The organism is Pseudomonas saponiphila (assembly GCF_900105185.1).
Lineage (GTDB): Bacteria > Pseudomonadota > Gammaproteobacteria > Pseudomonadales > Pseudomonadaceae > Aquipseudomonas > Aquipseudomonas saponiphila.
Genome location: NZ_FNTJ01000001.1, coordinates 2,221,006 through 2,244,259 on the forward strand (window position 1 = coordinate 2,221,006; position 23,254 = coordinate 2,244,259).

20 protein-coding genes are annotated in these 23,254 nt (G+C 62.7%); 6 read left to right on the plus strand and 14 right to left on the minus strand.

Translation table 11 applies throughout. The features are described 5' to 3' along the window. Positions 1–10: 10 nt before the first annotated feature. Both BLV47_RS10420 and BLV47_RS10425 read left to right on the plus strand, forming a co-directional pair. A complete protein-coding gene (locus BLV47_RS10420) occupies positions 11–1,210 on the plus strand; it encodes an HlyD/EmrA/EmrK family protein (RefSeq protein WP_092313035.1) in 1,200 nt (399 codons plus the stop codon). Positions 1,211–1,277: 67 nt separating this feature from the next. Further along, entirely contained in the window at positions 1,278–2,807 is a 1,530-nt protein-coding gene (locus BLV47_RS10425) for a DHA2 family efflux MFS transporter permease subunit (protein ID WP_047305323.1), read from the plus strand. Positions 2,808–3,046: 239 nt separating this feature from the next. On the opposite strand, the gene lpxH is transcribed toward BLV47_RS10425, so the two are convergent. Together lpxH and BLV47_RS10435 are read right to left on the minus strand one after the other, a co-directional pair. Next, entirely contained in the window at positions 3,047–3,799 is a 753-nt protein-coding gene (lpxH, locus tag BLV47_RS10430; protein WP_092313038.1) for a UDP-2,3-diacylglucosamine diphosphatase, read from the minus strand. Then, positions 3,796–4,299 (minus strand): peptidylprolyl isomerase, encoded by a 504-nt coding sequence (locus BLV47_RS10435; RefSeq protein WP_060840144.1) that lies wholly within the window; start codon positions 4,297–4,299, stop codon positions 3,796–3,798. Before BLV47_RS10435 ends, lpxH begins: the two co-directional genes overlap by 4 nt. 270 nt (positions 4,300–4,569) lie before the next feature. Here BLV47_RS10435 and BLV47_RS10440 point away from each other — a divergent pair, with 270 nt between their 5' ends. From BLV47_RS10440 to istB, 4 genes are all read left to right on the plus strand, one after another. Continuing rightward, on the plus strand, positions 4,570–6,270 hold the full coding sequence (locus tag BLV47_RS10440; RefSeq protein WP_092313042.1) for a glutamine--tRNA ligase/YqeY domain fusion protein: 1,701 nt from the start codon (positions 4,570–4,572) through the stop codon (positions 6,268–6,270). Positions 6,271–6,288: 18 nt separating this feature from the next. Further along, positions 6,289–7,671, plus strand: coding sequence for a cysteine--tRNA ligase (gene cysS, locus BLV47_RS10445; protein WP_092313045.1), 1,383 nt, complete (start codon positions 6,289–6,291; stop codon positions 7,669–7,671). A 280-nt stretch (positions 7,672–7,951) separates the two neighbouring features. Beyond that, on the plus strand, positions 7,952–9,637 hold the full coding sequence (istA, locus tag BLV47_RS10450) for an IS21 family transposase (RefSeq protein WP_062838241.1): 1,686 nt from the start codon (positions 7,952–7,954) through the stop codon (positions 9,635–9,637). Further along, positions 9,525–10,274: an IS21-like element IS1474 family helper ATPase IstB gene (gene istB / locus BLV47_RS10455; RefSeq protein ID WP_062838242.1), complete on the plus strand. Its 750-nt coding sequence runs from the start codon at positions 9,525–9,527 to the stop codon at positions 10,272–10,274. Before istA ends, istB begins: the two co-directional genes overlap by 113 nt. Positions 10,275–10,330: 56 nt before the next feature. Here istB and BLV47_RS10460 read toward each other — a convergent pair whose 3' ends face one another. The 12 genes from BLV47_RS10460 to nuoE all read right to left on the minus strand — a co-directional run bounded on the left by BLV47_RS10460 (position 10,331) and on the right by nuoE (position 23,252). Beyond that, positions 10,331–10,681, minus strand: coding sequence for a helix-turn-helix domain-containing protein (locus BLV47_RS10460; RefSeq protein ID WP_092313048.1), 351 nt, complete (start codon positions 10,679–10,681; stop codon positions 10,331–10,333). Then, on the minus strand, positions 10,668–11,018 hold the full coding sequence (locus BLV47_RS10465) for a toxin (protein WP_092313051.1): 351 nt from the start codon (positions 11,016–11,018) through the stop codon (positions 10,668–10,670). Before BLV47_RS10465 ends, BLV47_RS10460 begins: the two co-directional genes overlap by 14 nt. A 237-nt stretch (positions 11,019–11,255) precedes the next feature. Further along, the gene (gene nuoN / locus BLV47_RS10470) at positions 11,256–12,719 is read right to left on the minus strand and encodes an NADH-quinone oxidoreductase subunit NuoN (RefSeq protein WP_015636299.1); all 1,464 of its coding nucleotides are present in this window, start codon (positions 12,717–12,719) and stop codon (positions 11,256–11,258) included. A gap of 7 nt (positions 12,720–12,726) precedes the next feature. After that, positions 12,727–14,259: an NADH-quinone oxidoreductase subunit M gene (gene nuoM / locus BLV47_RS10475; protein ID WP_092313054.1), complete on the minus strand. Its 1,533-nt coding sequence runs from the start codon at positions 14,257–14,259 to the stop codon at positions 12,727–12,729. Positions 14,260–14,298: 39 nt separating this feature from the next. Next, the gene (gene nuoL, locus BLV47_RS10480; protein WP_092313057.1) at positions 14,299–16,152 is read right to left on the minus strand and encodes an NADH-quinone oxidoreductase subunit L; all 1,854 of its coding nucleotides are present in this window, start codon (positions 16,150–16,152) and stop codon (positions 14,299–14,301) included. After that, entirely contained in the window at positions 16,149–16,472 is a 324-nt protein-coding gene (nuoK, locus tag BLV47_RS10485; RefSeq protein ID WP_016964784.1) for an NADH-quinone oxidoreductase subunit NuoK, read from the minus strand. The genes nuoL and nuoK overlap by 4 nt, the downstream gene beginning before the upstream one ends. A 4-nt stretch (positions 16,473–16,476) precedes the next feature. Continuing rightward, the gene (gene nuoJ / locus BLV47_RS10490) at positions 16,477–16,977 is read right to left on the minus strand and encodes an NADH-quinone oxidoreductase subunit J (RefSeq protein ID WP_016964783.1); all 501 of its coding nucleotides are present in this window, start codon (positions 16,975–16,977) and stop codon (positions 16,477–16,479) included. 9 nt (positions 16,978–16,986) lie between these two features. Then, the gene (gene nuoI / locus BLV47_RS10495) at positions 16,987–17,535 is read right to left on the minus strand and encodes an NADH-quinone oxidoreductase subunit NuoI (RefSeq protein ID WP_092313060.1); all 549 of its coding nucleotides are present in this window, start codon (positions 17,533–17,535) and stop codon (positions 16,987–16,989) included. Between the two features lie 11 nt (positions 17,536–17,546). Beyond that, positions 17,547–18,554, minus strand: a complete 1,008-nt coding sequence (nuoH, locus tag BLV47_RS10500) for an NADH-quinone oxidoreductase subunit NuoH (protein ID WP_092313063.1) — start codon at positions 18,552–18,554, stop codon at positions 17,547–17,549. Beyond that, complete coding sequence (gene nuoG / locus BLV47_RS10505) at positions 18,551–21,265, minus strand: NADH-quinone oxidoreductase subunit NuoG (RefSeq protein ID WP_092313066.1); 2,715 nt, start codon at positions 21,263–21,265, stop codon at positions 18,551–18,553. Before nuoG ends, nuoH begins: the two co-directional genes overlap by 4 nt. Before the next feature lie 137 nt (positions 21,266–21,402). Beyond that, complete coding sequence (gene nuoF, locus BLV47_RS10510) at positions 21,403–22,758, minus strand: NADH-quinone oxidoreductase subunit NuoF (protein ID WP_092313069.1); 1,356 nt, start codon at positions 22,756–22,758, stop codon at positions 21,403–21,405. Further along, positions 22,755–23,252 (minus strand): NADH-quinone oxidoreductase subunit NuoE, encoded by a 498-nt coding sequence (nuoE, locus tag BLV47_RS10515; protein WP_011062188.1) that lies wholly within the window; start codon positions 23,250–23,252, stop codon positions 22,755–22,757. Before nuoE ends, nuoF begins: the two co-directional genes overlap by 4 nt. Between the last annotated feature and the right edge of the window lie 2 nt (positions 23,253–23,254).

Below are 23,254 nucleotides of genomic sequence, written 5' to 3' on the forward strand. Positions count from 1 at the left end.
GGTATTCGTCATGGCCACTGCCGACAGTCAAACAACCGAAAACACCCCGGACACCGCTCAATCGCGCAAGCGCAAAGTCATGCTGCTGGGGCTTACGGCCCTGGTCATCCTGGGCGGCCTGGGCGCGTTCGCCTGGCATGAGCTCTATGGGCGCTGGAATGAAAGCACCGACGATGCCTACGTGAACGGCAACGTGGTGGAGATCACCCCGCTGGTCACCGGTACCGTGGTCAGCATTGGTGCCGACGACGGCGATCTGGTGCATGAAGGCCAGGTGTTGATCAACTTCGACCCCAACGATGCCCAGGTCGGCCTGCAGAGTGCCGAGGCCAATCTGGCGCGCACCGTGCGCCAGGTACGCGGCTTGTACAGCAATGTCGATGGCATGCGGGCCCAGGTGGCGGCGCAGAAAGCCGAGGTGCAGAAGGCTCAGGAGAACTTCAGTCGGCGCAAGAACCTGGCGGCCAGCGGAGCGATTTCCCAGGAAGAACTGTCCCACGCTCGCGATGACCTGACCTCGGCGCAAAACGCCCTGGCCAATGCCCAGCAGCAACTCAACACCACCAACGCGCTGGTGGATGACACCGTGGTGTCCAATCATCCGGATGTGCAGGCCGCGGCGGCGCAACTGCGCCAGGCCTACCTGAACAATGCCCGCAGCACCCTGATTGCGCCGGTCACCGGCTATGTGGCCAAGCGCACCGTGCAGTTGGGGCAGCGGGTCCAGCCGGGCACGGCGCTGATGGCGGTGATTCCCCTCGACCAGCTGTGGATCGACGCCAACTTCAAGGAAACCCAGCTGCGGGACATGCGCATCGGTCAGGCGGTGGAGATCGAGGCGGACATCTACGGCAGCGATGTGAAGTACAGCGGCACCATCGATAGCCTCGGTGCCGGCACAGGCAGCGCCTTCGCCTTGCTGCCGGCACAGAATGCCACCGGCAACTGGATCAAGATCGTGCAGCGGGTGCCGGTGCGGATCCACGTGAACGCCGAAGAGCTGGCCAAGCATCCGCTGCGGGTTGGCCTGTCGACTCTGGTGAACGTCAACCTGCGGGACCAGAGCGGCCCGGTATTGGCCCAGCAGCCACCGCAAAAGGCGTCTTTCAGTACCAATGTCTACGACCGTCAGTTGGGTGAAGCCGATACGTTGATTGCCCGCCTGATCCACGACAACAGCGCTGCCATCGGCAAGACCGCCCAGCGCTGATTCGCCAATCCGTCGACCCCGGCCGGCCTGACGGCCGGGGTGCCTGCCCTGTTCCAAAGGATTCGCGATGAGCAATAACGCATCTTTCAAGCCGCCCAGCCTGCTGCTGAGCACCATCGGCCTGTCCCTGGCGACCTTCATGCAGGTGCTCGACACCACCATCGCCAACGTGGCGTTGCCAACCATCTCCGGCAACCTCGGGGTGAGTTCGGAGCAGGGCACCTGGGTGATTACCTCGTTCGCCGTGAGCAACGCCATCGCCTTGCCGCTGACCGGCTGGTTGAGCCGGCGTTTCGGCGAGGTGAAGCTGTTTATCTGGGCCACGCTGCTGTTCGTGCTGGCTTCGTTCCTGTGCGGCATTTCCACCTCGATGCCCGAGCTCGTCGGCTTTCGCGTGCTGCAAGGGGTGGTGGCGGGCCCGCTGTACCCGATGACCCAGACCTTGCTGATTGCCGTCTACCCGCCGGCGAAGAGGGGCATGGCCCTGGCACTGCTGGCGATGGTCACGGTGGTGGCGCCGATTGCCGGGCCGATACTCGGTGGCTGGATCACCGACAGCTACAGCTGGCCGTGGATCTTCTTCATCAACGTGCCGATTGGTCTGTTCGCCGCCTGGGTGGTGCAGCAGCAATTGAAGGCGCGGCCGGTGGTCACCAGTCGCCAGCCGATGGACTACATCGGTTTGCTGAGCCTGATCGTCGGGGTGGGGGCGTTGCAGATCGTCCTCGACAAGGGCAACGACCTGGACTGGTTCGAGTCCAACTTCATCATCGTCGGCACGCTGATCTCGGTGATTGCCCTGGCAGTGTTCGTGATCTGGGAAATGACCGATCGTCATCCGGTGGTCAACCTGCGGCTGTTCGCCCATCGCAACTTCCGCATCGGCACCATTGTGCTGGTGGGCGGTTATGCCGGGTTCTTCGGGATCAACCTGATCCTGCCGCAATGGTTGCAGACCCAGATGGGCTACACCGCCACCTGGGCCGGTCTGGCGGTGGCGCCGATCGGTATTCTGCCAGTGTTGATGTCGCCCTTTGTCGGCAAGTACGCCCACAAGTTCGACTTGCGGCTGCTGGCCGGGCTGGCGTTCCTGGCCATTGGCCTGAGCTGCTTCATGCGTGCCGGCTTCACCAATGAGGTGGACTTCCAGCACATCGCCCTGGTGCAGTTGTTCATGGGCATTGGCGTGGCGCTGTTCTTCATGCCGACCCTGAGCATCCTGATGTCCGATCTACCGCCGCACCAGATCGCCGACGGCGCTGGCCTGGCGACCTTCCTGCGGACCCTGGGGGGCAGCTTCGCGGCGTCGCTGACCACCTGGATCTGGATTCGTCGGGCGGATCAGCACCATGCCTACATGAGCGAGAGCATGAGCATCTTCGATCCGGTGACCCGGGATGCGCTGAATAATCTTGGTGGTGCGAGCAGCAAGGCTTACGCGCAACTGGATCAAGTGCTGACCAGCCAGGCGTACATGCTTTCGACGGTGGACTATTTCACCTTGCTGGGCTGGGGCTTCATGGGCCTGATTCTGCTGGTCTGGCTGGCCAAGCCACCCTTTGCCGCGAAGGCCGGCCCGGCCTCGGCGGGGCATTGATGCCCATTGTCGTAGGAGCTGGCTTGCCAGCGAAGGCGTCGGCAAGGGCGATGCCAGGCTTGCTGGCCTCTTCGCCGGCAAGCCGGCTCCTACGGTGGGACATTTGTTGTAGGAGCTGGCTTGCCAGCGAAGGCGTCCGCAAGGGCGATGTCAGGCTTGCTGGCCGCTTCGCCGGCCAGCCGGCTCCTACGGTGGGACATTTGTTGTAGGAGCTGGCTTGCCAGCGAAAGAGATGCCGCTCAAGGCGAATCGGGCAATCCCGCCTGCGTGGCTACGAAATCGAACGCAGCCAGTTGGAAGCCTTGCTCGTCCACCTGCAATGCCCATCCCTGTCGGTCCCAATCCCCCAGCACAATGCGCTTGGCGGCCTGCTCGCCAATCTGCAACTTGTGAATCGCCGGACGGTGGGTATGGCCGTGAACCAGGGTGCCCACGCCATGTTCGCGCATGACCCGCGGCACTTCGTCCGGGGTCACGTCGACAATGTCGTTGGCTTTCATGCGGGTCTGGGCCCGGCTTTCGTTGCGCAGTTTGCGCGCCAGCTTGCGCCGGGTGCCCAGGGGCAGGTGGCGCAGAATCCACAAGCTCAGCGGGTTGCGCAGGTAGCGGCGCATGCGCATGTAGGACTCGTCACGGGTGCACAGGCTGTCGCCGTGCATCAGCAGCACCGGCTCGCCGTAGAAGTCGACGACGCTGGGGTCCTTGAGCAGGGTGGCGCCGGCGGCCTTGCAGAAGGCCTGGCCAAGCATGAAGTCGCGATTGCCATGCATCAGGAAAACCCGCGTGCCGCTATCGCTGAGCTCGCGCAGTGCCTGGCAAATGGAAAGCTGGTAGGGGGTCATGGCATCGTCGCCGATCCATACCTCGAAGAAGTCCCCGAGGATGTACAGCGCCTCGGCCGCGCGGGCGCGTCCACCGAGTAAATCCAGAAACGCCCGGGTAATGTCCGGGCGTTCCTCTTCCAGATGCAAATCTGAAATCAGCAGTATCACTCAATGATCTCGGCTTTCTCGATGATCACGTCTTCTGCGGGTACGTCCTGGTGGCCGGCTTTCATGGTGGTGGCCACGCCTTTGATCTTGTCGACCACTTCGGTGCCGGCGATCACCTTACCGAATACTGCATAGCCCCAGCCTTGAACGGTCTTGCCGCTGTGGTTGAGGAAGCTGTTGTCGGCAACGTTGATGAAGAACTGCGCGGAAGCCGAATGCGGCTCCATGGTGCGGGCCATGGCGACGGTGTACTTGTCGTTGGAAAGGCCGTTGTCCGCTTCGTTCTGGATGCTTGGACGCTTGTCTTTCTTTTCTTTCATGCCGGGTTCGAAGCCGCCGCCCTGGATCATGAAGTTACCGATGACGCGGTGAAATACGGTGTTTTCATAGTGACCGGCTTTCACGTATTCGACGAAGTTGGCCACGGTCAACGGGGCTTTCTCGGCGTTCAGTTCCAGCACGATCTCGCCGTGGTTGGTGGTCAGTTTGACTTGGGTCATGGTCGGTACTCTTTATAAGGAAAAGCGTTTTCAAGAAAATCCAGAGTGGCGGAGCATGCATGCGCTCCGCACCGGTTTGGCCGTCCTGCAGCCAAGGAGCGCAGTTTAGCGTGACAACCGCGAAATTCGAGGCTGTTTTTTCACGGCCGGGGCATTAATCGCCGCAGTTTTAAAGCTGCGCTCTGTCAGGCGCTTGACAGCATCGGCTATGATAGCCGTTTTGATTTATCAGGCCGCGTCCGGCCGCGCACTTGTACGTTCAAGGATCCTATGAGCAAGCCCACTGTCGACCCTACCTCGAATTCCAAGACTGGACCGGCCGTGCCGGTCAACTTCCTGCGCCCGATCATCCAGGCGGACCTGGACTCGGGTAAGCACACACAGATCGTGACCCGCTTCCCTCCGGAGCCCAACGGATACCTGCACATCGGTCACGCCAAGTCGATCTGCGTGAACTTCGGCCTGGCCCAGGAGTTTGGTGGCGTCACGCACCTGCGTTTCGACGACACCAACCCGGCCAAGGAAGACCAGGAATACATCGACGCCATTGAAAGCGACGTCAAGTGGCTGGGTTTTGAGTGGTCCGGCGAAGTGCGTTATGCCTCGCAGTATTTCGACCAGTTGCACGACTGGGCCGTGGAGCTGATCAAGGCCGGCAAAGCCTATGTCTGCGACCTGACCCCTGAACAGGCCAGGGAATACCGTGGCAGCCTCACCGAGCCGGGCAAGAACAGCCCGTTCCGCGAGCGTTCGGTGGAAGAGAACCTGGACTGGTTCGCCCGCATGCGTGCTGGCGAGTTCCCGGACGGCGCACGGGTGCTGCGGGCCAAGATCGACATGGCCTCGCCGAACATGAACCTGCGCGATCCGATCATGTATCGCATCCGCCACGCCCATCACCACCAGACCGGTGACAAGTGGTGCATCTACCCCAACTATGACTTCACCCACGGTCAGTCGGATGCCATTGAAGGCATCACCCATTCGATCTGCACCCTGGAGTTCGAAAGCCATCGTCCGCTGTATGAGTGGTTCCTCGAGCACCTGCCGGTACCGGCGCACCCGCGTCAGTACGAATTCAGCCGCCTGAACCTGAACTACACCATCACCAGCAAGCGCAAGCTCAAGCAACTGGTGGACGAGCAGCACGTCAATGGCTGGGACGATCCGCGCATGTCGACCCTGTCGGGCTTCCGTCGTCGTGGCTACACGCCGGCGTCGATCCGCAATTTCTGCGAGATGGTTGGCACCAACCGCTCCGACGGCGTGGTCGACTACGGCATGCTGGAATTCAGCATCCGCCAGGATCTGGACCAGAACGCCCCGCGTGCCATGTGCGTGTTGCGTCCGTTGAAGGTGGTGATCACCAACTATCCGGAAGGTCAGGTCGAGAACCTCGAACTGCCGCGCCATCCGCAGAAAGAAGAACTGGGCGTGCGCCAGCTGCCGTTCGCCCGTGAAATCTACATCGACCGTGACGACTTCATGGAAGAGCCGCCCAAGGGCTACAAGCGCCTGGAGCCCAACGGTGAAGTGCGTCTGCGCGGCAGCTACGTGATCCGTGCCGACGAAGCGATCAAGGACGCCGAGGGCAATATCGTCGAGCTGCGTTGCTCCTACGACCCCGACACCCTGGGCAAGAACCCTGAAGGCCGCAAGGTCAAGGGCGTGATCCACTGGGTGCCGGCCGCCGCCAGCGTCGAGTGCGAGGTGCGTCTGTACGATCGTCTGTTCCGCTCTCCGAATCCGGAGAAGGCCGAAGACAGCGCGAGTTTCCTGGACAACATCAACCCTGACTCCCTGCAAGTGCTCACTGGTTGTCGTGCCGAACCCTCGTTGGGCAACGCACAGCCGGAAGACCGTTTCCAGTTCGAGCGCGAAGGCTACTTCTGCGCGGATATCAAGGACTCGAAACCCGGTGCTCCGGTATTCAACCGTACCGTGACCCTGCGCGACTCCTGGGGTCAGTGATTCAGTCAAGGAACTAACGTGCTAACGATCTACAACACGCTCACCAAGAGCAAAGAAGTCTTCAAGCCGCTGGATGGCAACAAGGTGCGCATGTACGTGTGCGGCATGACCGTGTACGACTACTGCCACCTCGGGCACGGCCGCAGCATGGTGGCCTTCGACCTGATTACTCGCTGGCTGCGTTTCAGCGGGTATGACCTGACGTATGTGCGCAACATCACCGACATCGAAGACAAGATCATCAATCGGGCCAAGGAGAACGGCGAGCCGTTCAATGTCCTGACCGAACGCATGATCACGGCGATGCACGAGGATGAAGCACGCCTCAACATCCTCAAGCCGGACATGGAACCGCGTGCCACGGATCATATTCCGGGCATGTTGAAGATGATCCAGACCCTGATCGACAAGGGCTACGCCTACGCCCCGGGCAATGGCGACGTGTACTATCGCGTCGGCAAGTTCATGGGCTACGGCAAGCTGTCGCGCAAGAAGATCGAAGACCTGCGCATCGGCGCGCGGATCGAAGTGGACGAGTCGAAGCAGGATCCACTGGACTTCGTCTTGTGGAAAGGCACCAAGCCGGGTGAGCCAAGCTGGCCATCGCCTTGGGGCGACGGTCGTCCGGGCTGGCACATCGAGTGCTCGGTGATGTCCACCTGCTGCCTGGGCGAGACCTTCGACATTCATGGCGGTGGCAGCGACCTGGAGTTCCCGCACCACGAGAACGAGATCGCCCAGAGCGAGGCGGCGACCGGCAAGCCCTACGCCAACGCCTGGATGCACTGCGGCATGATCCGTATCAATGGCGAGAAGATGTCCAAGTCCTTGAACAACTTCTTCACCATTCGCGACGTGCTCGACAAATACCATCCGGAAGTGGTGCGTTACCTGCTGGTGGCCAGCCACTACCGCAGCGCCATCAACTACTCGGAAGACAACCTCAAGGACGCCAAGGGTGCGCTGGAGCGCTTCTACCATGCGCTCAAGGGGCTGCCGAAAGTGGCGCCGGCCGGTGGCGAAGCCTTTGTCGAACGTTTCACCCAGGTGATGAACGACGACTTTGGTACTCCGGAAGCCTGCGCTGTGCTGTTCGAGATGGTGCGTGAGATCAACCGCCTGCGTGAGAGCGATATCGACGCGGCGGCGGGTCTGGCAGCACGTCTGAAAGAACTGGCCAGCGTGCTGGGTGTGCTGCAACTGGAAGCCGATGACTTCCTGCAGGCCGGTGCCGAAGGTCGGGTTGATGCGGCAGAAGTCGAGGCGCTGATCCAGGCCCGTCTGGCAGCCCGCGCCAACAAGGACTGGGCCGAGTCCGACCGCATTCGTGACCAGATCACCGCCATGGGCGTGATCCTGGAAGACGGCAAGGGCGGTACGACCTGGCGCCTTGCTGACTAAGTCTACGTTCGCAGTAACAAGAAACCCGCCTGGTGCGGGTTTTTTGTTGCCCTTCGAACAGTGCCGGATCAGGCCAGCTGCGGATTTCGGAGCACCGTGACCGGCCGTTTCGGTTGATCGTGACCGCTCATTTCGGTAGCAACGTGACCGATTCTCCGCCTGTTCCGAAACAGGTGGTCACGGCTTACCGAAATCGCCGGTCACGACTTAGCGAAAGCCTTCCCCTTCGTTGCGCATGACCTGATGCGCCGCCATCCTCGACCGATTTCGGGAGAGGAAGATGGCGGCGCCGCGAGTAGCCATGCGAAACATCAAAGAATGTCTGCGCCTCAAGTTTGAGGCCGGCTTGTCCCACGAGAAGATTGCCCGTGCCTTGCAGCTGTCCAAGGGCGTGGTTAGCAAGTACATCGCGGCGGCGCGGGTGGCCGGGCTGGACTGGCCGGCGCTGGTGGCCATGGACGAGGCCGCGCTGGCGGCCGCCTTGTTTGCACCGACGTCGACGAACAAGCCGCGCGGTGAGCGAGTGCTGCCCGATGTGCTGAGCATCCACCGCGAGTTGCGACGCAAGGGCGTGACCTTGCAGCTGCTGTGGGAGGAATATCTCGCCGCGCATGCGGGCCAGCCGACCTACCGCTACACCCAGTTCGTCGAGCACTACCGGCGCTACGCCCAGACGCTCAAACGTTCGATGCGTCAGCTGCACCGTGCGGGCGAGAAGCTATTCATCGACTATGCCGGGCCGACGCTGCCGGTGGTCGACCCGGCCACCGGCGAAGTGCGCCGGGCGCACATCTTCGTCGCCGCCCTGGGCGCCTCGAATTACACCTATGCCTGCGCGACGCCAGGCGAAACCCAGGTGGACTGGCTGACCTCGCTGGGCCAGGCTCTGACCTACTTTGGCGGCGTGCCGGAAATGGTTGTGCCGGACAATCCGCGCGCCCTGGTCGCCCAGCCGGATCGCTACGAGCCGGGCCTGAACCGGGCCACGCTGGAGTGCGCGCGTCATTACCAGACGGTGATCCTGCCGGCACGGCCACGCAAGCCTCAGGACAAGGCCAAGGCCGAGGTGGCGGTGCAGGTGGTCGAGCGCTGGATCATGGCGCGGCTGCGCCATCGGCAGTTCTTCAGCCTGCATGCGCTTAACCAGGCCATCGCCGAGCTGCTGGAGGATCTGAATCGGCGCCCGTTCAAGCGGCTCGATGGCTGCCGGCGCGACTGGTTCGAGCGCCTGGATCGCCCGGCCTTGCGAGCGCTGCCGGTGCATCCCTACGAGGTCGCCACCTTCAAGCGCTGCAAGGTCAGCATCGACTACCACATCGAGGTCAATGGCAGCTTCTACAGCGTGCCCTCCGCCCTGGCCCGGCAGAACGTGGACGTGCGACTGACGGCACACACCCTGGAAGTGCTGCATGGCAACCGGCGGGTGGCCAGCCACCTGCTGCTGGGGCGACGCGGCGCTTACAGTACCCAGCGCGAGCACATGCCCGCGGCGCACCAGGCGCATCGCGAATGGACGCCACAACGCCTGCTCGACTGGGGCGCGCGGATCGGCCCCTACACGCGCCAACTGATCGATCACCAACTGACCCACAAGCCGCACCCGGAGATGGGCTACCGCGCCTGCCTCGGCCTGCTCTCGCTGGCCCGGCGCTATGGCAATGCACGCCTGGAAGCCGCTGCCGAACGTGCCGTACACCTGCGCGCCTTCACCGGGCGCAGCGTGCGCAACCTGCTCCAGCAAGGCCTGGATCAACAGCCGCTGCCCCAGCGTGCCGCCGAAACGACCTTACCCGGCGACCACGAGAACGTCCGTGGCGCCGACTACTACCAACCCCCGCAACAGGAGCTGTTCGATGATGCCGCAACACACCCTGAATCAACTGCACCAGCTACGCCTGGACGGCATGGCCCGCGCCCTGGAAGAGCAATGGACGCTGCCGGCCAGCCACAGCCTGAGCTTCGATGAACGCCTCGGCCTACTGCTCGACCGCGAACTGGCCTGGCGTGACAACCAGCGCCTGGTACGGCTGCGCAAGAAGGCCAAGCTCAAGTACGCCAACGCCTGCCTGGAAGATCTCGACCGCCGCACCGGACGCGCCCTGGACGAGCGTCTGATCGCCACCCTGGCCAGTGGCGACTGGATCCGCCAGCAGCACAACCTGCTGCTGACCGGCCCGACCGGTGCCGGCAAAACCTGGCTGGCCTGCGCCCTGGGCAACCAGGCCTGCCGCCAGGGCTATAGCACCCTGTACCTGCGCACCCCGCGCCTGCTGGAACAACTGCGCATCGCTCATGGCGACGGCAGCTTCGGCCGTACCCTGCAACAGCTGGCAAAGGTCGACGTCCTGGTGCTGGACGACTGGGCGCTAGCCCCGCTGGAGGAAGGAGCCCGGCATGACCTGCTGGAGGTGATCGACGACCGCGCTGGCAGCCGCTCCACCATCCTGACGAGCCAACTGCCCATCGAGCACTGGCACGGCTGGATCAACGACCCGACCCTGGCCGATGCCATCCTCGACCGCCTGGTGCACAACGCCTACCGGCTGACGATGAAAGGCGAGTCGCTGCGCCGAAAAAAAGCCGAGGAACAAGCCGCATCGTGACCGATGCGATTACAATCCAGAACCCGCGCAACCGGGGTGGAAGCACCGGTCACGTATTAGCGAAACGCTCGGTCACGTTCACCGAAATCCGCAGCCAGCGAAGCGAGGCGCTCCACCGTGTCGGGGTAGCGTTCCACCAGGCGCATCAAGGTCGTGGCCTGGGCGTTGGGTGTGGCGCGGCCTTGTTCCCAGTTTTCCAGGGTGCGGGTGTTGGTGCGCAGGTACATGGCGAATACCGAACGCGAGAGGTTGAGTTGCTGGCGGATGTTCATCACCTCGGCGGCGGTGATGGGGGGCAACTTGTCGAGTTTCACTTTATGGCTGCGCAGAGTGATCTTGCCCTGGCGCTCCTGGGTGAGGGCATCGATGCCCTCTACCAGTTCGGAAAAGATGTCACGCTTGGTCATGTCTTCTGGCCTCGATTTCACGTTCCAGCAGTTGTTTGAGCTGTTGTCGCTGCTGCGGTAGCAGGTCGTCCATCTGCTCCTTGCCGAACAGGGTGAAGAGCCAGAACTGCGCCCCTCCGGACCACCAGTAATAAATCACCCTCAACCCGCCACGCTTGCCCTTGTTGCGTCGCTCATCGACGAAACGCATCTTGCGCAAGCCGCCAGTGCCCTGAATCAGAACACCCGCGTGCGGGTGGCGCAGCAACTCGATCTGCAGTTCGCAGAACAACTCGTCGTCAAGGAAGTCCCTTCGGTATCGTGCAAATGCCGGCAGTTCAATAAACAGAGCATTCATTTTATACGCTTCCTGCGTATAGACTGGATGACGCTACAGCTTTGGTCAAGGCCCGCTGAGCGCCGCGGTTGATCTGGCAACAGTTTATGCCCGTGGCGTCGGGCTGAATGTCGGACCGGGTCGACGTGACAGGAAGGGCGATTCCGAGTTTCGCCGGGAAGAGGGGAGGGCGGGGGCCAGAAACGCAAAACGGCACCCGAAGGTGCCGTTTTGTTTGTTGCGTTGAAACTTAAGCGATCAACCGGCCAGGCCCGAGTGCTGGACCAGGGTCAGCAGCGGCTGTGGGTACACGCCGAGGAAGAACGCCAGGACCGCGATGGCCAGCAGCATGACGCCACCGGCTTTCTGTTCCCAGTGCAGCTGGGCATCGACGCGGCGCAGGTTCGGCTCGATCAGGTACAGGGTGACCATCACACGCAGGTAGTAGAAGACGCCGATGGCGCTGCCCATGACCAGGGAACCGACCAGCCACCATTGGTGCGCTTCGACACCGGTAGCGATGATGTAGAACTTGCCGATGAAGCCCGCGGTCAGCGGAATACCGGCCAGGGACAACATCATCACGGTGAGCACGGCGGTCAGGTACGGACGACGCCAGAACAGGCCGCGGTACTCGTACAGGGCGTCAGCGTCACGGCCTTTGTACGGCGAGGACATCAGGGTGATCACACCGAAGGCGCCGAGGCTGGTGATCACGTAGGTGACCAGGTACACGCCAATGGCTTCCATGGCCAGGCCCTTGCTTGCCACCAGGGCGATCAGCAGGTAACCGAAGTGAGCGATGGACGAGTAACCCAGCAAACGCTTGAGGTTGCTCTGGGTCAGCGCCAACAGGTTGCCCACCAGGATCGAGGCAATGGCGATCACGGTCAGCACGTTGCTCAACACACCGCTGCTGGCCACTGGCGAGAGCTGGAACAGGCGCACCAGCACCGCGAACACCGCCACCTTGCTGGCGGTAGCCAGGAAGGCCGCCACCGGAGCCGGGGCGCCTTCGTAGACGTCCGGGGTCCACAGGTGGAACGGTACCAGCGACAGCTTGAAGGCCAGGCCGATCAGCATCATGCCCAGGCCCAGTTGCGCCAGTGGGCTTGGCAGCCCGGTAGCGGCCAGGGCCTGGCCGATGCCGCTGAAGCTCAGGCTGCCGGCTTCGGCGTAGAGCAGGGCCATGCCGAACAACAGGAAGCCCGAACCGGCGGCCGACAGCACCATGTACTTGATGCCGGCTTCCAGGGAGCGCTTGTTGAAGAAGGCATAGGCCACCAGACCGTAGACCGGTACCGAGAGCAGCTCCAGGCCGATGAACAGGCCAGCCAGGTTCTGTGCGCTGACCAGCACCAGGCCACCGGCGGCGGCCAGCAGGATCAGCAGGTACAGTTCTTCACGGTTGCCCGGGTAACCGCTGCTGCCGTCGCCCAGGTAGGCGTGGGCCAGGGTGACGCAGGCCAGGGTGGCCACCAGGATCAGGGCCATGTACAGGCAGGCGAACTGGTCGATCTGCAACAGCGGGGTGACCGCCAGGGGTGCCACTTTCAGCACCGGGAAGATCGACAGCAATGCCAGGTTCAGACCGGCCACCGACAGCAGGAAGGTCTGTGCGTGGTTGCGCCGCCAGGCGATCGCCAACATCACCACCACAAGGGTGGCGCTGGTGATCAGCAGCGGCGCCAGGGCTATAAAGTGTTGAATCGTAAAGTCCATAGCGCTCTTACCGGGCCGAAGCGAGTTGAGTGAAGGCGGTGCTGAGCCATTGCTGCACGCCATGCATGGTGGCGGCAGAGGTATCGAGGAACGGTTGCGGGTAGACGCCGATGTAGATCAGCAGCACCGCCAGTCCCAGCACCATGATCAGTTCGCGAGCATCCATGCCGTGCAGCACCGCGTCCGACTTGGACGGGCCGAAGTAGGCACGGTGGATCATGATCAGCGAGTAGACCGAACCGAACACCAGGCCGGAAGTCGCGATGGCGGTGATCCATGGAGCGCTGACGAAGGTACCGATCAGGATCAGGAACTCGCCGACGAAGTTGCCGGTACCCGGCAGGCCCAGGGAAGCGGCCGCGAAGAACAGGCTGATGGCCGGCAAGTAGGCGATGCGTGACCACAGGCCGCCCATTTCGCGCATGTCGCGGGTATGGGTGCGTTCGTACAACTGTCCGCTGAGGATAAACAGCGCGGCTGCCGAAACACCGTGGGCCAGCATCTGGATCACCGCGCCCTGCAGGGCCTGCTGGCTGCCGGAGTAGATGCCGATCAGCACGAAGCCCATGTGGGAAACGCTGGAGAAGGCGATCAGACGCTTGATGTCGGTCTGGGCGAAGGCCAGGAAGGCACCGTAGAAGATCCCGACCAGACCCAGGGTCATGGCGATGGGTGCGAACTCTGCCGAGGCGTTGGGGAACAGTGGCAGGGCGAAACGCAGCAGGCCGTAGGCCGCGGTCTTCAACAGGATGCCCGCCAGGTCCACGGAACCGGCGGTCGGTGCCTGGGCGTGAGCGTCAGGCAGCCAGGAGTGGAACGGCACCACCGGCAGCTTCACCGCGAAGGCGATGAAGAAGCCGAGCATCAGGATGTACTCGGTGGCGGTGGACATCTTGGTCTTCAGCAACTGGGCGTAATCGAAGGTGATGACCCCGGTGTTGTTGAAGTTGACCAGCACCAGACCCAGGATCGCCACCAGCATGATCAGGCCGGAAGCCTGAGTGAAGATGAAGAACTTGGTCGCTGCGTAGATCCGGGTTTTCTTGCCGTCTGCCGAGCTGTGACCCCAGAGCGCGATGAGGAAGTACATCGGCACCAGCATCATTTCCCAGAAGAAGAAGAACATGAACAGGTCCAGCGCGAGGAACACGCCGACCACGCCGCCCAGGATCCACATCAGGTTCAGGTGGAAGAAGCCCACGTGGCGCTGGATCTCTTTCCAGGAGCAGAGTACCGAGAGGATACCCAGCAGACCGGTCAGCAGAACCATCAACAGCGACAGGCCGTCGAGGGCCAGGTGCACGTTGATGCCAAAGCGCTCGATCCACTGGTGCTTGAACTCGATGGCCCAAGTCGGATCGACGCCAGGCGCCGGAGCATATGAATAGTTACCGTGGGCCCACAGCCAGAGGCCGAGGGCGAGTTCCAGGGTCATGGTCAACAGCGCAATCCAGCGGGGGAGGGTGGCGCCGAAGCGCTCACCCAGCCAGCACAGCAGGCCGCCGATGAAGGGGATCAGGATTAGCCAAGGCAGAATCATGACGGGCTCAATTCCTTTCGCAAGTTCGCAAGGTTCATATCAGACCGCTACCAGCACAATGGCGCCGATGACCAGCACGGCACCGGCTGCCATCGAGGCGGCGTACCAACGCAGTTGACCGGTCTCGGTACGGCTCAGGGAGTTGTGACCCCCTTTGGCCATACGCGGGATCAAACCGATGGTCTGATCGAGCGGGTCCTTGCGCAGTACATGGCTGATGGCCAGGTATGGCTTGACGAACAGTTTGTCGTAGATCCAGTCGAAGCCCCAGGCGGCGAACCACCAGGCCGAGAGCAGACGCCCGATGCCGCTGTTGGCGATGGCGGTCACAACACGACGCTTGCCAAGGAACAACAGGGCGGCCAGCAGGATACCGGCCAGGGCGATGGCGCCCGAGGCGATTTCCAGGCTGTGCTTGGCTTCGCCACCCGCATGACCGGCGCTCAGCGGCAGCACACCATGCAGGGGCGGAGTGATCATCGCGCCGATCCCGGTGGACAGCACGATCAGCACCACCAGCGGCAGCCAGTGGGAAATCCCGTGGCCGGCGTGGGCTTCGGTCTTGGCCTCACCGTGGAAGGTGATGAAGATCAGGCGGAAGGTGTACAGCGAGGTCATGAACGCACCCACCAGGCCGGCGTACAGCAGGCCGTGGTTGCCGCTGGCGAAGGCTTCCCAGAGGATCTCGTCCTTGGAGTAGAAGCCTGCGGTCACCAGAGGCAGGGCCGCCAGGGCCGCGCCGCCGACGATGAAGCTGGCGTAGGCCAGCGGCAGTTTCTTCCACAGGCCGCCCATCTTGAAGATGTTCTGCTCGTGGTGGCAGGCAACGATCACCGCACCGGAAGCAAGGAACAGCAGGGCCTTGAAGAAGGCGTGGGTCATCAGGTGGAAGATCGCGCCGTCCCAGGCGCCAACGCCGAGGGCCATGAACATGTAGCCGATCTGGCTCATGGTGGAGTAGGCGAGGATGCGCTTGATGTCGGTCTGCACCAGCGCGGCGAAGCCGGCCAGTACCAGGGTCACACCGCCCACCAGGCCCACCAGGTGCAGGATCTCCGGCGCCAGGGTGAACAGGCCATGGGTACGAGCGATCAGGTAGACACCAGCGGTGACCATGGTCGCGGCGTGGATCAGTGCCGAAACCGGGGTCGGGCCGGCCATCGCGTCCGCCAGCCAGGTCTGCAGCGGCAGTTGCGCGGATTTACCCACGGCGCCGCCCAGCAGCATCAGGGTCGCCAGGGTGATCCAGAAGTCGCCGGCCTGGAATTTCTGCGGTGCCAGCACCAGCAGTTCCTGGACGTTCAGCGTGCCCACTTGTTGGAACAGGATGAACAGGCCGATGGCCATGAACACGTCGCCGATCCGGGTGACGATAAAGGCCTTGAGTGCGGCGTTACCATTGTTGCGGTTGCTGTAGTAGAAACCGATCAACAGGTAGCTGCACAGGCCCACGCCTTCCCAGCCGAAGTACAGGAACAGCAGGTTATCGCCCAGCACCAGGAACAGCATGCTGGCGATAAACAGGTTGGTGTAGGCGAAGAAGCGCGAGTAGCCGGCCTCACCACGCATGTACCAGGACGCGAACAGGTGGATCAGGAAGCCCACACCCACCACCACGCCCAGCATGGTCACGGACAGACCATCCAGGTACAGGGCGAAGTTCGGCGCGAAACCGTCCACCGACATCCACTGCCACAGCACCTGGGTGTAGTGACCACCCGCTGGTGGCGCGACGTTGAATTGCCAGATCACGTAGGCGGCCACTATGGCCGACAGGCCAATGGAGCCGACGCCGATCAGGGCCGAGAGGTTTTCCGAGAGGCGTCCCCGGGAGAACGACAGCAGCAGGAAACCGATCAGGGGAAATACGAAAGTCAGAAAGAGAAGGTTCATCCGCGCATCTCGCTGGCAGCGTCGATATCGAGAGTGTGGAAGCGGCGGTACAGCTGCAGCAGGATCGCCAGGCCAATACTGGCCTCGGCGGCTGCCAGGCTGATCACCAGAATGAACATCACTTGTCCATCCGGCTGCGCCCAGCGGGCGCCCGCAACGATGAACGCCAGTGCCGAGGCGTTCATCATCACTTCCAGGCTCATCAACACGAAGAGAATGTTACGGCGGACCATCAGGCCGACCAGACCGAGGCAGAACAGGATGCCGGCAACCGCCAGGCCATGTTCCATCGGGATAGTACCGAGAGGGATAGTAGGCATCGTATTACTCCTTCGCCTCGTTGCGGCCCAAGTGGAACGCCGTGACGGCTGCGGCGAGCAGCAGCATCGAGGCGAGTTCGACCACCAGCAGGTATGGACCGAACAGGCTGATGCCCACGGCCTTGGCGCTGACGGTGGTTTGACCGATACCGGCACCGCTCTGGTGGCTGAACAGTACGTACAGCAGTTCGGCCAGCAGCAGCGCGGCGAGAATCACCGGGCCGATCCAGATGCCTGGCTTGAGCCAGATGCGCTCTTGCTGAGCCGCGGCCGGGCCGAGGTTCAGCATCATGACCACGAACACGAACAGCACCATGATGGCGCCAGCGTAGGCGATCACTTCCAGGGCGCCGGCGAACGGCGCGCCAAGGCTGAAGAAGGTCATGGCCACGGCGATCAGCGAAATGATCAGGTAGAGCAGGGCGTGCACAGGGTTGGTGTTGGTGACCACGCGCAGCGTGGAAACAACGGCAACACCTGATGCGAAATAGAAAGCGAATTCCATCGTTCTTCCTTAAGGCAGCAAGCTCTTCACGTTGATCGGTTCGGCTTCGTTCTGCGCGGTGCCTTTCGGCTTACCGGCAATGGCCATACCTGCAACACGATAGAAGTTGTAGTCAGGGTTCTTTCCGGGACCGGAGATCAAGAGATCCTCTTTCTCGTAAACCAGGTCCTGACGTTTGAACTCGGCCATCTCGAAATCCGGTGTCAGCTGGATCGCGGTGGTCGGACAGGCTTCCTCGCAGAGACCGCAGAAAATGCAGCGCGAGAAGTTGACGCGGAAGAACTCCGGGTACCAGCGACCGTCTTCCGTTTCAGCTTTCTGCAGCGAGATGCAACCCACAGGGCAGGCCACGGCGCACAGGTTGCAGGCAACGCAACGCTCTTCGCCATCGGGGTCGCGAGTCAGGACGATACGGCCACGGTAGCGTGGCGGCAGGTACACCGGCTCTTCGGGGTATTGCAGGGTGTCGCGTTTGCGAAAGCCGTGACCGAACACCATCACCAGGCTGCGCAACTGGGTACCGGTACCCTTAACGATGTCGCCAATATATTTGAACATGGGTCAAATCCTCACTGAACCGCGCCCGCAGGCGTGTTCAACAACACAAGCGCTGCGGTCACCAGCAGATTGATCAGGGTCAGCGGCAGGCAGAATTTCCAGCTGAAATCCATCACCTGGTCATAGCGCGGGCGCGGGATAGAGGCGCGCAGCAGGATGAACAGCATGATGAAGAACGCGGTCTTCAGGGCGAACCAGACGAAGGACAGTTGCGGCAGGATGCCGAACGGACCGTGCCAGCCACCGAAGAACAGGGTGACCAGCAGTGCCGAGATCAGGATGATGCCGATGTACTCGCCAACGAAGAACATGCCCCATTTCATGCCGGCGTATTCAATGTGGTAACCGTCGGCCAGTTCCTGTTCCGCTTCCGGCTGGTCGAAGGGGTGACGGTGAGTCACGGCCACGCCAGCGATGAAGAAGGTACAGAAACCGAAGAACTGCGGAATGATGAACCACAGGTTCTGCGCCTGGTACTCGACGATGTCGCGCATGTTGAACGAACCGACCTGAGCCACGATGCCCATCAGCGCCAGGCCCATGAACACTTCGTAGGACACGGTCTGTGCCGAAGCCCGCAAGCTGCCCAGCAGGGCGAACTTGTTGTTACTCGACCAGCCGGCGAACAGCACCGCGTAGACCGAAAGACCGGCCATGGCGAAGAAGAACAGCAGGCCGATGTTCAGGTCCGCAACGCCCCAGGTCGGGGTGATCGGGATGATGGCGAAGGCGATCAGCAGGGCGGACATGGCGACCACCGGTGCCAGGGTGAAGATCACCTTGTCGGCAAACGGCGGGGTCCAGTCTTCCTTGAAGAACATCTTCAGCATGTCGGCGGCGATCTGGAACATGCCGAACGGGCCAACGCGGTTCGGACCGTAGCGGTCCTGCCACCAGCCCAGCAAGCGACGTTCGACGAAGCTCAACAGCGCGCCGGCGATGACCACCGCCAGCAGGATCACGATGGCCTTGACGACCGTCAGGATCACGTCGATCACTTCAGGGGTAAACCAACTCATTGCGCCGCCTCCTGCAGACCGTCAACGGATTTGCCAAAGAATGCCGGAGGAATGCCCGCCAGACCGGCAGGCAGGCCCACCAGGCCGGCACCCAGTTCTTCGTTGATACGCAGTGGCAGGCGCAGGGTCTGGCCAGCCAGGCTCACTGCGAGCAAGGCACCGTCGTTGACGCCCAGGCGATCGGCTTCGGACTTGGCCAGGGCCACGTAGGCAGCCGGAATGCGTTCCTGCACCGGAGCGGCTTTCGAAGAGTTCTCTTCGCTGCCGAACAGGTGATAGAACGGCACCGCTTGCCAGGTGCCCTGGGCCGGAGAGAAGGCTCGCGGAACGCTGGCGAACCAGTTCAGGCGATCGCCCTGGCTTTCGATCAGGCGTTTACCCGGATCGCCAGCACGCAGATGGCCACCGACTTCGTCCTGGAACTTGTTCCAGGCTTGCGGCGAGTTCCAGCCCGGCGACCAGGCAAACGGCACTTGCGAGCGCGGTTCGGCAGAGCCCGAGTAGCCTTCCATGGAGTAGGCGAAGGCGGTATCCGGGTCTTGCGGGGTACGCGGTTCGTGCACGCTCTGGTTGGCGCGCATGGCGGTACGGCCGCTGTAGCGCAGCGGTTCACGAGCCAGTTTCAGGCCTTTGATACGGAATGCTGCGGAAGGGGCGGCATCGACGATGCTGGCCAGTTGCGGAGTGCTAGCGGCGCAGGCTGCGGTCACGTGGTCCAGCTGGGTCCAGTCCACCGGCTTGTTCAGCAGGGTGCTACGCAGGGCATGCAGCCAGCGCCAGCCTTCGTGGACCATGATGCTGGCGTCCAGGTAAGTCGGATCGAAGACCTGGAAGAAGCGCTGGGCGCGACCTTCCTGGCTGATCAGGGTGCCGTCGCCTTCGGCGAAGCTGGCCGCCGACAGCACCAGGTGCGCACGCTCGACGGTCGCGGTCTGTTGATGATCGGCAACGATCACCACCTTGGCCGCGCTCAGGGCCGCATCCACCTTGGCCGCGTCGGTGCGGGTGTACAGGTCGTTTTCCAGGACCACGATGGCGTCGGCTTTACCGTCGACCACCGCTTGCAGGGCGGCGTCCACGGATTCGCCGCCGAGCATGGCCAGGCCGAGGCTGTTGGCCTCTGGCACGATCAGGCTGATGGAACCAGCTTTATCGCGCAGCTTCAGGGCCTTGGCGATGTTCGCCGCGGCTTCGATCAGCGCCTTGGAACCCAGGGAAGTACCGGAAATGATCAGTGGGCGCTTGGCCGCCAGCAGCGCGTCAGCGATGCGCTTGGCCAGTTCCAGGGCTTCGCTGTCCAGGCCTTCCACGGCAGGGGCGCTGGCGTCGATGGCGTGGGCCACGGCGAAACCGATGCGCGCCAGGTCGTCGGGAGCGGCGTGTACACACTCCTCGGCAACGTCGTCGAGCTTGGTTTCAGCGAGGCTGGCGATGAACAGCGGGTTCAGCGCGTGCTGGCCGATGTTCTTAACCGCGGCGTCGAGCCAAGGCTGGACGCGCATGGCGTCGGCCATTTCCTCGGCCTTGCCCTTGACCGACTGGCGCAGGGCCAGGGCCATGCGAGCGGCGGTCTGGGTCAGGTCTTCGCCAAGGACGAAGATCGCGTCGTGGTCTTCGATCTCGCGCAGGTTCGGAACGGGCAGCGGGCTGTCGTTCAGCACCTGCAGGACCAGGCGGATACGCTCCAGCTCAGAGGCTTCGATACCGCTGTAGAAGTGCTCGGCACCGACCAGCTCACGCAGGGCGTAGTTGCTTTCCAGGCTGGCACGAGGCGAGCCGATACCGACGATGTTGCGACCGCGCAGCAGCTCGGCAGCCTGGTCCAGGGCCTGGTCCAGGGTCAGCTGGGTGCCGTCGGCCAGGCGTGGCTGGCGTGGACGATCCTTGCGGTTGACGTAGCCATAACCGAAGCGGCCACGGTCGCAGAGGAAGTACTGGTTCACCGAACCGTTGTAGCGGTTCTCGATGCGTCGCAGTTCGCCGTAGCGCTCGCCCGGGGAAATGTTGCAACCGCTGGAGCAGCCATGGCAGATGCTCGGCGAGAACTGCATGTCCCACTTGCGGTTGTAGCGCTCGGAGTGGGTCTTGTCGGTGAACACGCCGGTCGGGCAGACCTCGGTGAGGTTGCCGGAGAACTCGCTTTCCAGGGTGCCGTCTTCAACGCGCCCGAAGTACACGTTGTCGTGGGCGCCGTAGACACCCAGGTCGGTGCCGCCGGCGTAGTCCTTGTAGAAGCGTACGCAGCGGTAGCAGGCGATGCAGCGGTTCATTTCGTGGGAAATGAACGGGCCGAGGTCCTGGTTCTGGTGGGTGCGCTTGGTGAAGCGATAACGGCGCTCGTTGTGGCCGGTCATCACCGTCATGTCTTGCAGGTGGCAGTGACCGCCTTCCTCGCACACCGGGCAGTCGTGCGGGTGGTTGGTCATCAGCCATTCGACAACGCTGGCGCGAAAGGCCTTGGATTCTTCATCGTCGATGGAGATCCAGGTGTTGTCGGTGGCCGGGGTCATGCAGGACATGACGATACGACCACGGGTGTCGTTCTCGTCGGTGTACTGCTTGACCGCGCACTGGCGACAGGCACCGACGCTACCGAGAGCGGGGTGCCAGCAGAAATAAGGGATGTCGAGGCCTAGTGACAGACAAGCCTGTAACAGGTTGTCCGCCCCATCGACTTCGAGCGCTTTGCCGTCTACGTGGATAGTGGCCATGGTTCAAAGTTCTTCGTTGGCCCGGTGTCAGCGGGCGTGGCTAATGGAATCTTGTTATGCGTGCGAATCAACACAGCCGTTCACGGCGTCATCGCACGTCGAGCGCAGGGCACGGACCCTGCGCCCTCATCTAAGCGTTACGCGCCGACTACGATCGGTCGGGCCAGAGGCGGGACGGCGGCGCTGGTGGGCGCGATGCCGGCTTCGAACTCTGGACGGAAATACTTGATGGCGCTGCCCAAAGGCTCCACGGCACCCGGTGCGTGAGCACAGAAGGTCTTGCCCGGGCCGAGGAAACCCACCAGACCCAGCAGGGTCTCGATGTCACCCTGCTGGCCCTGGCCTTTTTCCAGGGCCATCAGCAGCTTGACGCTCCAAGGCAGGCCATCGCGGCAAGGGGTGCAGAAGCCGCAGGATTCACGGGCGAAGAATTGCTCCATGTTGCGCAGCAGCGACACCATATTGATGCTGTCGTCCACCGCCATGGCCAGGCCGGTACCCATACGGGTGCCCACTTTGGCGATGCCGCCGGCATACATTTGCGCATCCAGGTGTTCTGGCAGCAGGAAGCCGGTACCGGCGCCGCCTGGCTGCCAGCACTTGAGCTTGAAGCCGTCGCGCATACCGCCGGCGTAGTCCTCGAACAACTCGCGCGCGGTCACGCCGAAAGGCAGCTCCCACAGGCCAGGGTTCTTCACCTTGCCGGAGAAGCCCATCAGCTTGGTGCCATGGTCTTCACTGCCTTCGCGGGCCAGGGATTTGTACCACTCCACGCCGTCGCCGATGATCGCCGGCACGTTGCACAGGGTCTCGACGTTGTTCACGCAAGTCGGCTTGCCCCACACGCCGACGGCGGCGGGGAAGGGCGGCTTGGAGCGTGGGTTGGCGCGACGGCCTTCCAGGGAGTTGATCAGGGCGGTTTCTTCACCGCAGATGTAGCGCCCGGCGCCGGTGTGCACGAACAGTTCGAAATCGAAACCGCTGCCCAGGATGTTCTTGCCCAGCAGGCCTGCGGCCTTGGCTTCTTCCACGGCACGACGCAGGTGCTTGGCGGCGGTGGTGTATTCACCACGCAGGAAGATGTAGCCGCGGTAGGTCTTCAGTGCACGGGCACTGATCAGCATGCCTTCGATCAGCAGATGGGGCAGTTGCTCCATCAGCATGCGGTCTTTCCAGGTGTTGGGTTCCATTTCGTCCGCGTTGCACAGCAGGTAGCGGATGTTCATGGATTCGTCTTTGGGCATCAGGCCCCACTTCACGCCGGTGGGGAAGCCCGCACCGCCGCGACCCTTGAGGCCGGCGTCCTTGACGGTCTGGACGATGTCGTCCTGGGACAGGTCGGCGAAGGCCTTGCGGGCTGCCGCGTAGCCGTTCTTGGCCTGGTACTCGTCGAACCATACCGGCTCGCCGTCGTCACGCAGACGCCAGGTCAGGGGGTGGGTTTCTGCGGAGCGCGCAATGCGATTCGCAGGGCCGAAAGAGGTCAGGGTCATACGTAGCCCTCCAACAGTTTGGCCACGCCAGCAGGCTGCACATCGCCGAAAGTATCGTCGTCGATCATCAGCGCCGGGGCCTTGTCGCAGTTGCCCAGGCAGCACACTGGCAGCAGGGTGAAACGGCCGTCGGCGGTGGTCTGGCCGAGGCCGATGCCCAGCTCGCTCTGGATCTGGCTGACCACGGACTCATGGCCGCCGATGTAGCAGACCATGCTGTCGCAGACGCGAATGATGTGGCGGCCCACAGGCTGACGGAAGATCTGGCTGTAGAACGTCGCTACGCCTTCAACGTCGCTGGCAGGAATGCCAAGGATCTCGCCGATGGCATAGACCGCGCCGTCTGGCACCCAGCCACGTTCCTTCTGAACGATTTTCAGGGCTTCGATGGACGCCGCGCGCGGGTCTTCGTAGTGATGCATCTCGTGCTCGATGGCCGAGCGCTCGGTTTCGCTCAGGGCGAAACGGTCTGTCTGGATAAGCGTGCTGTTCATGC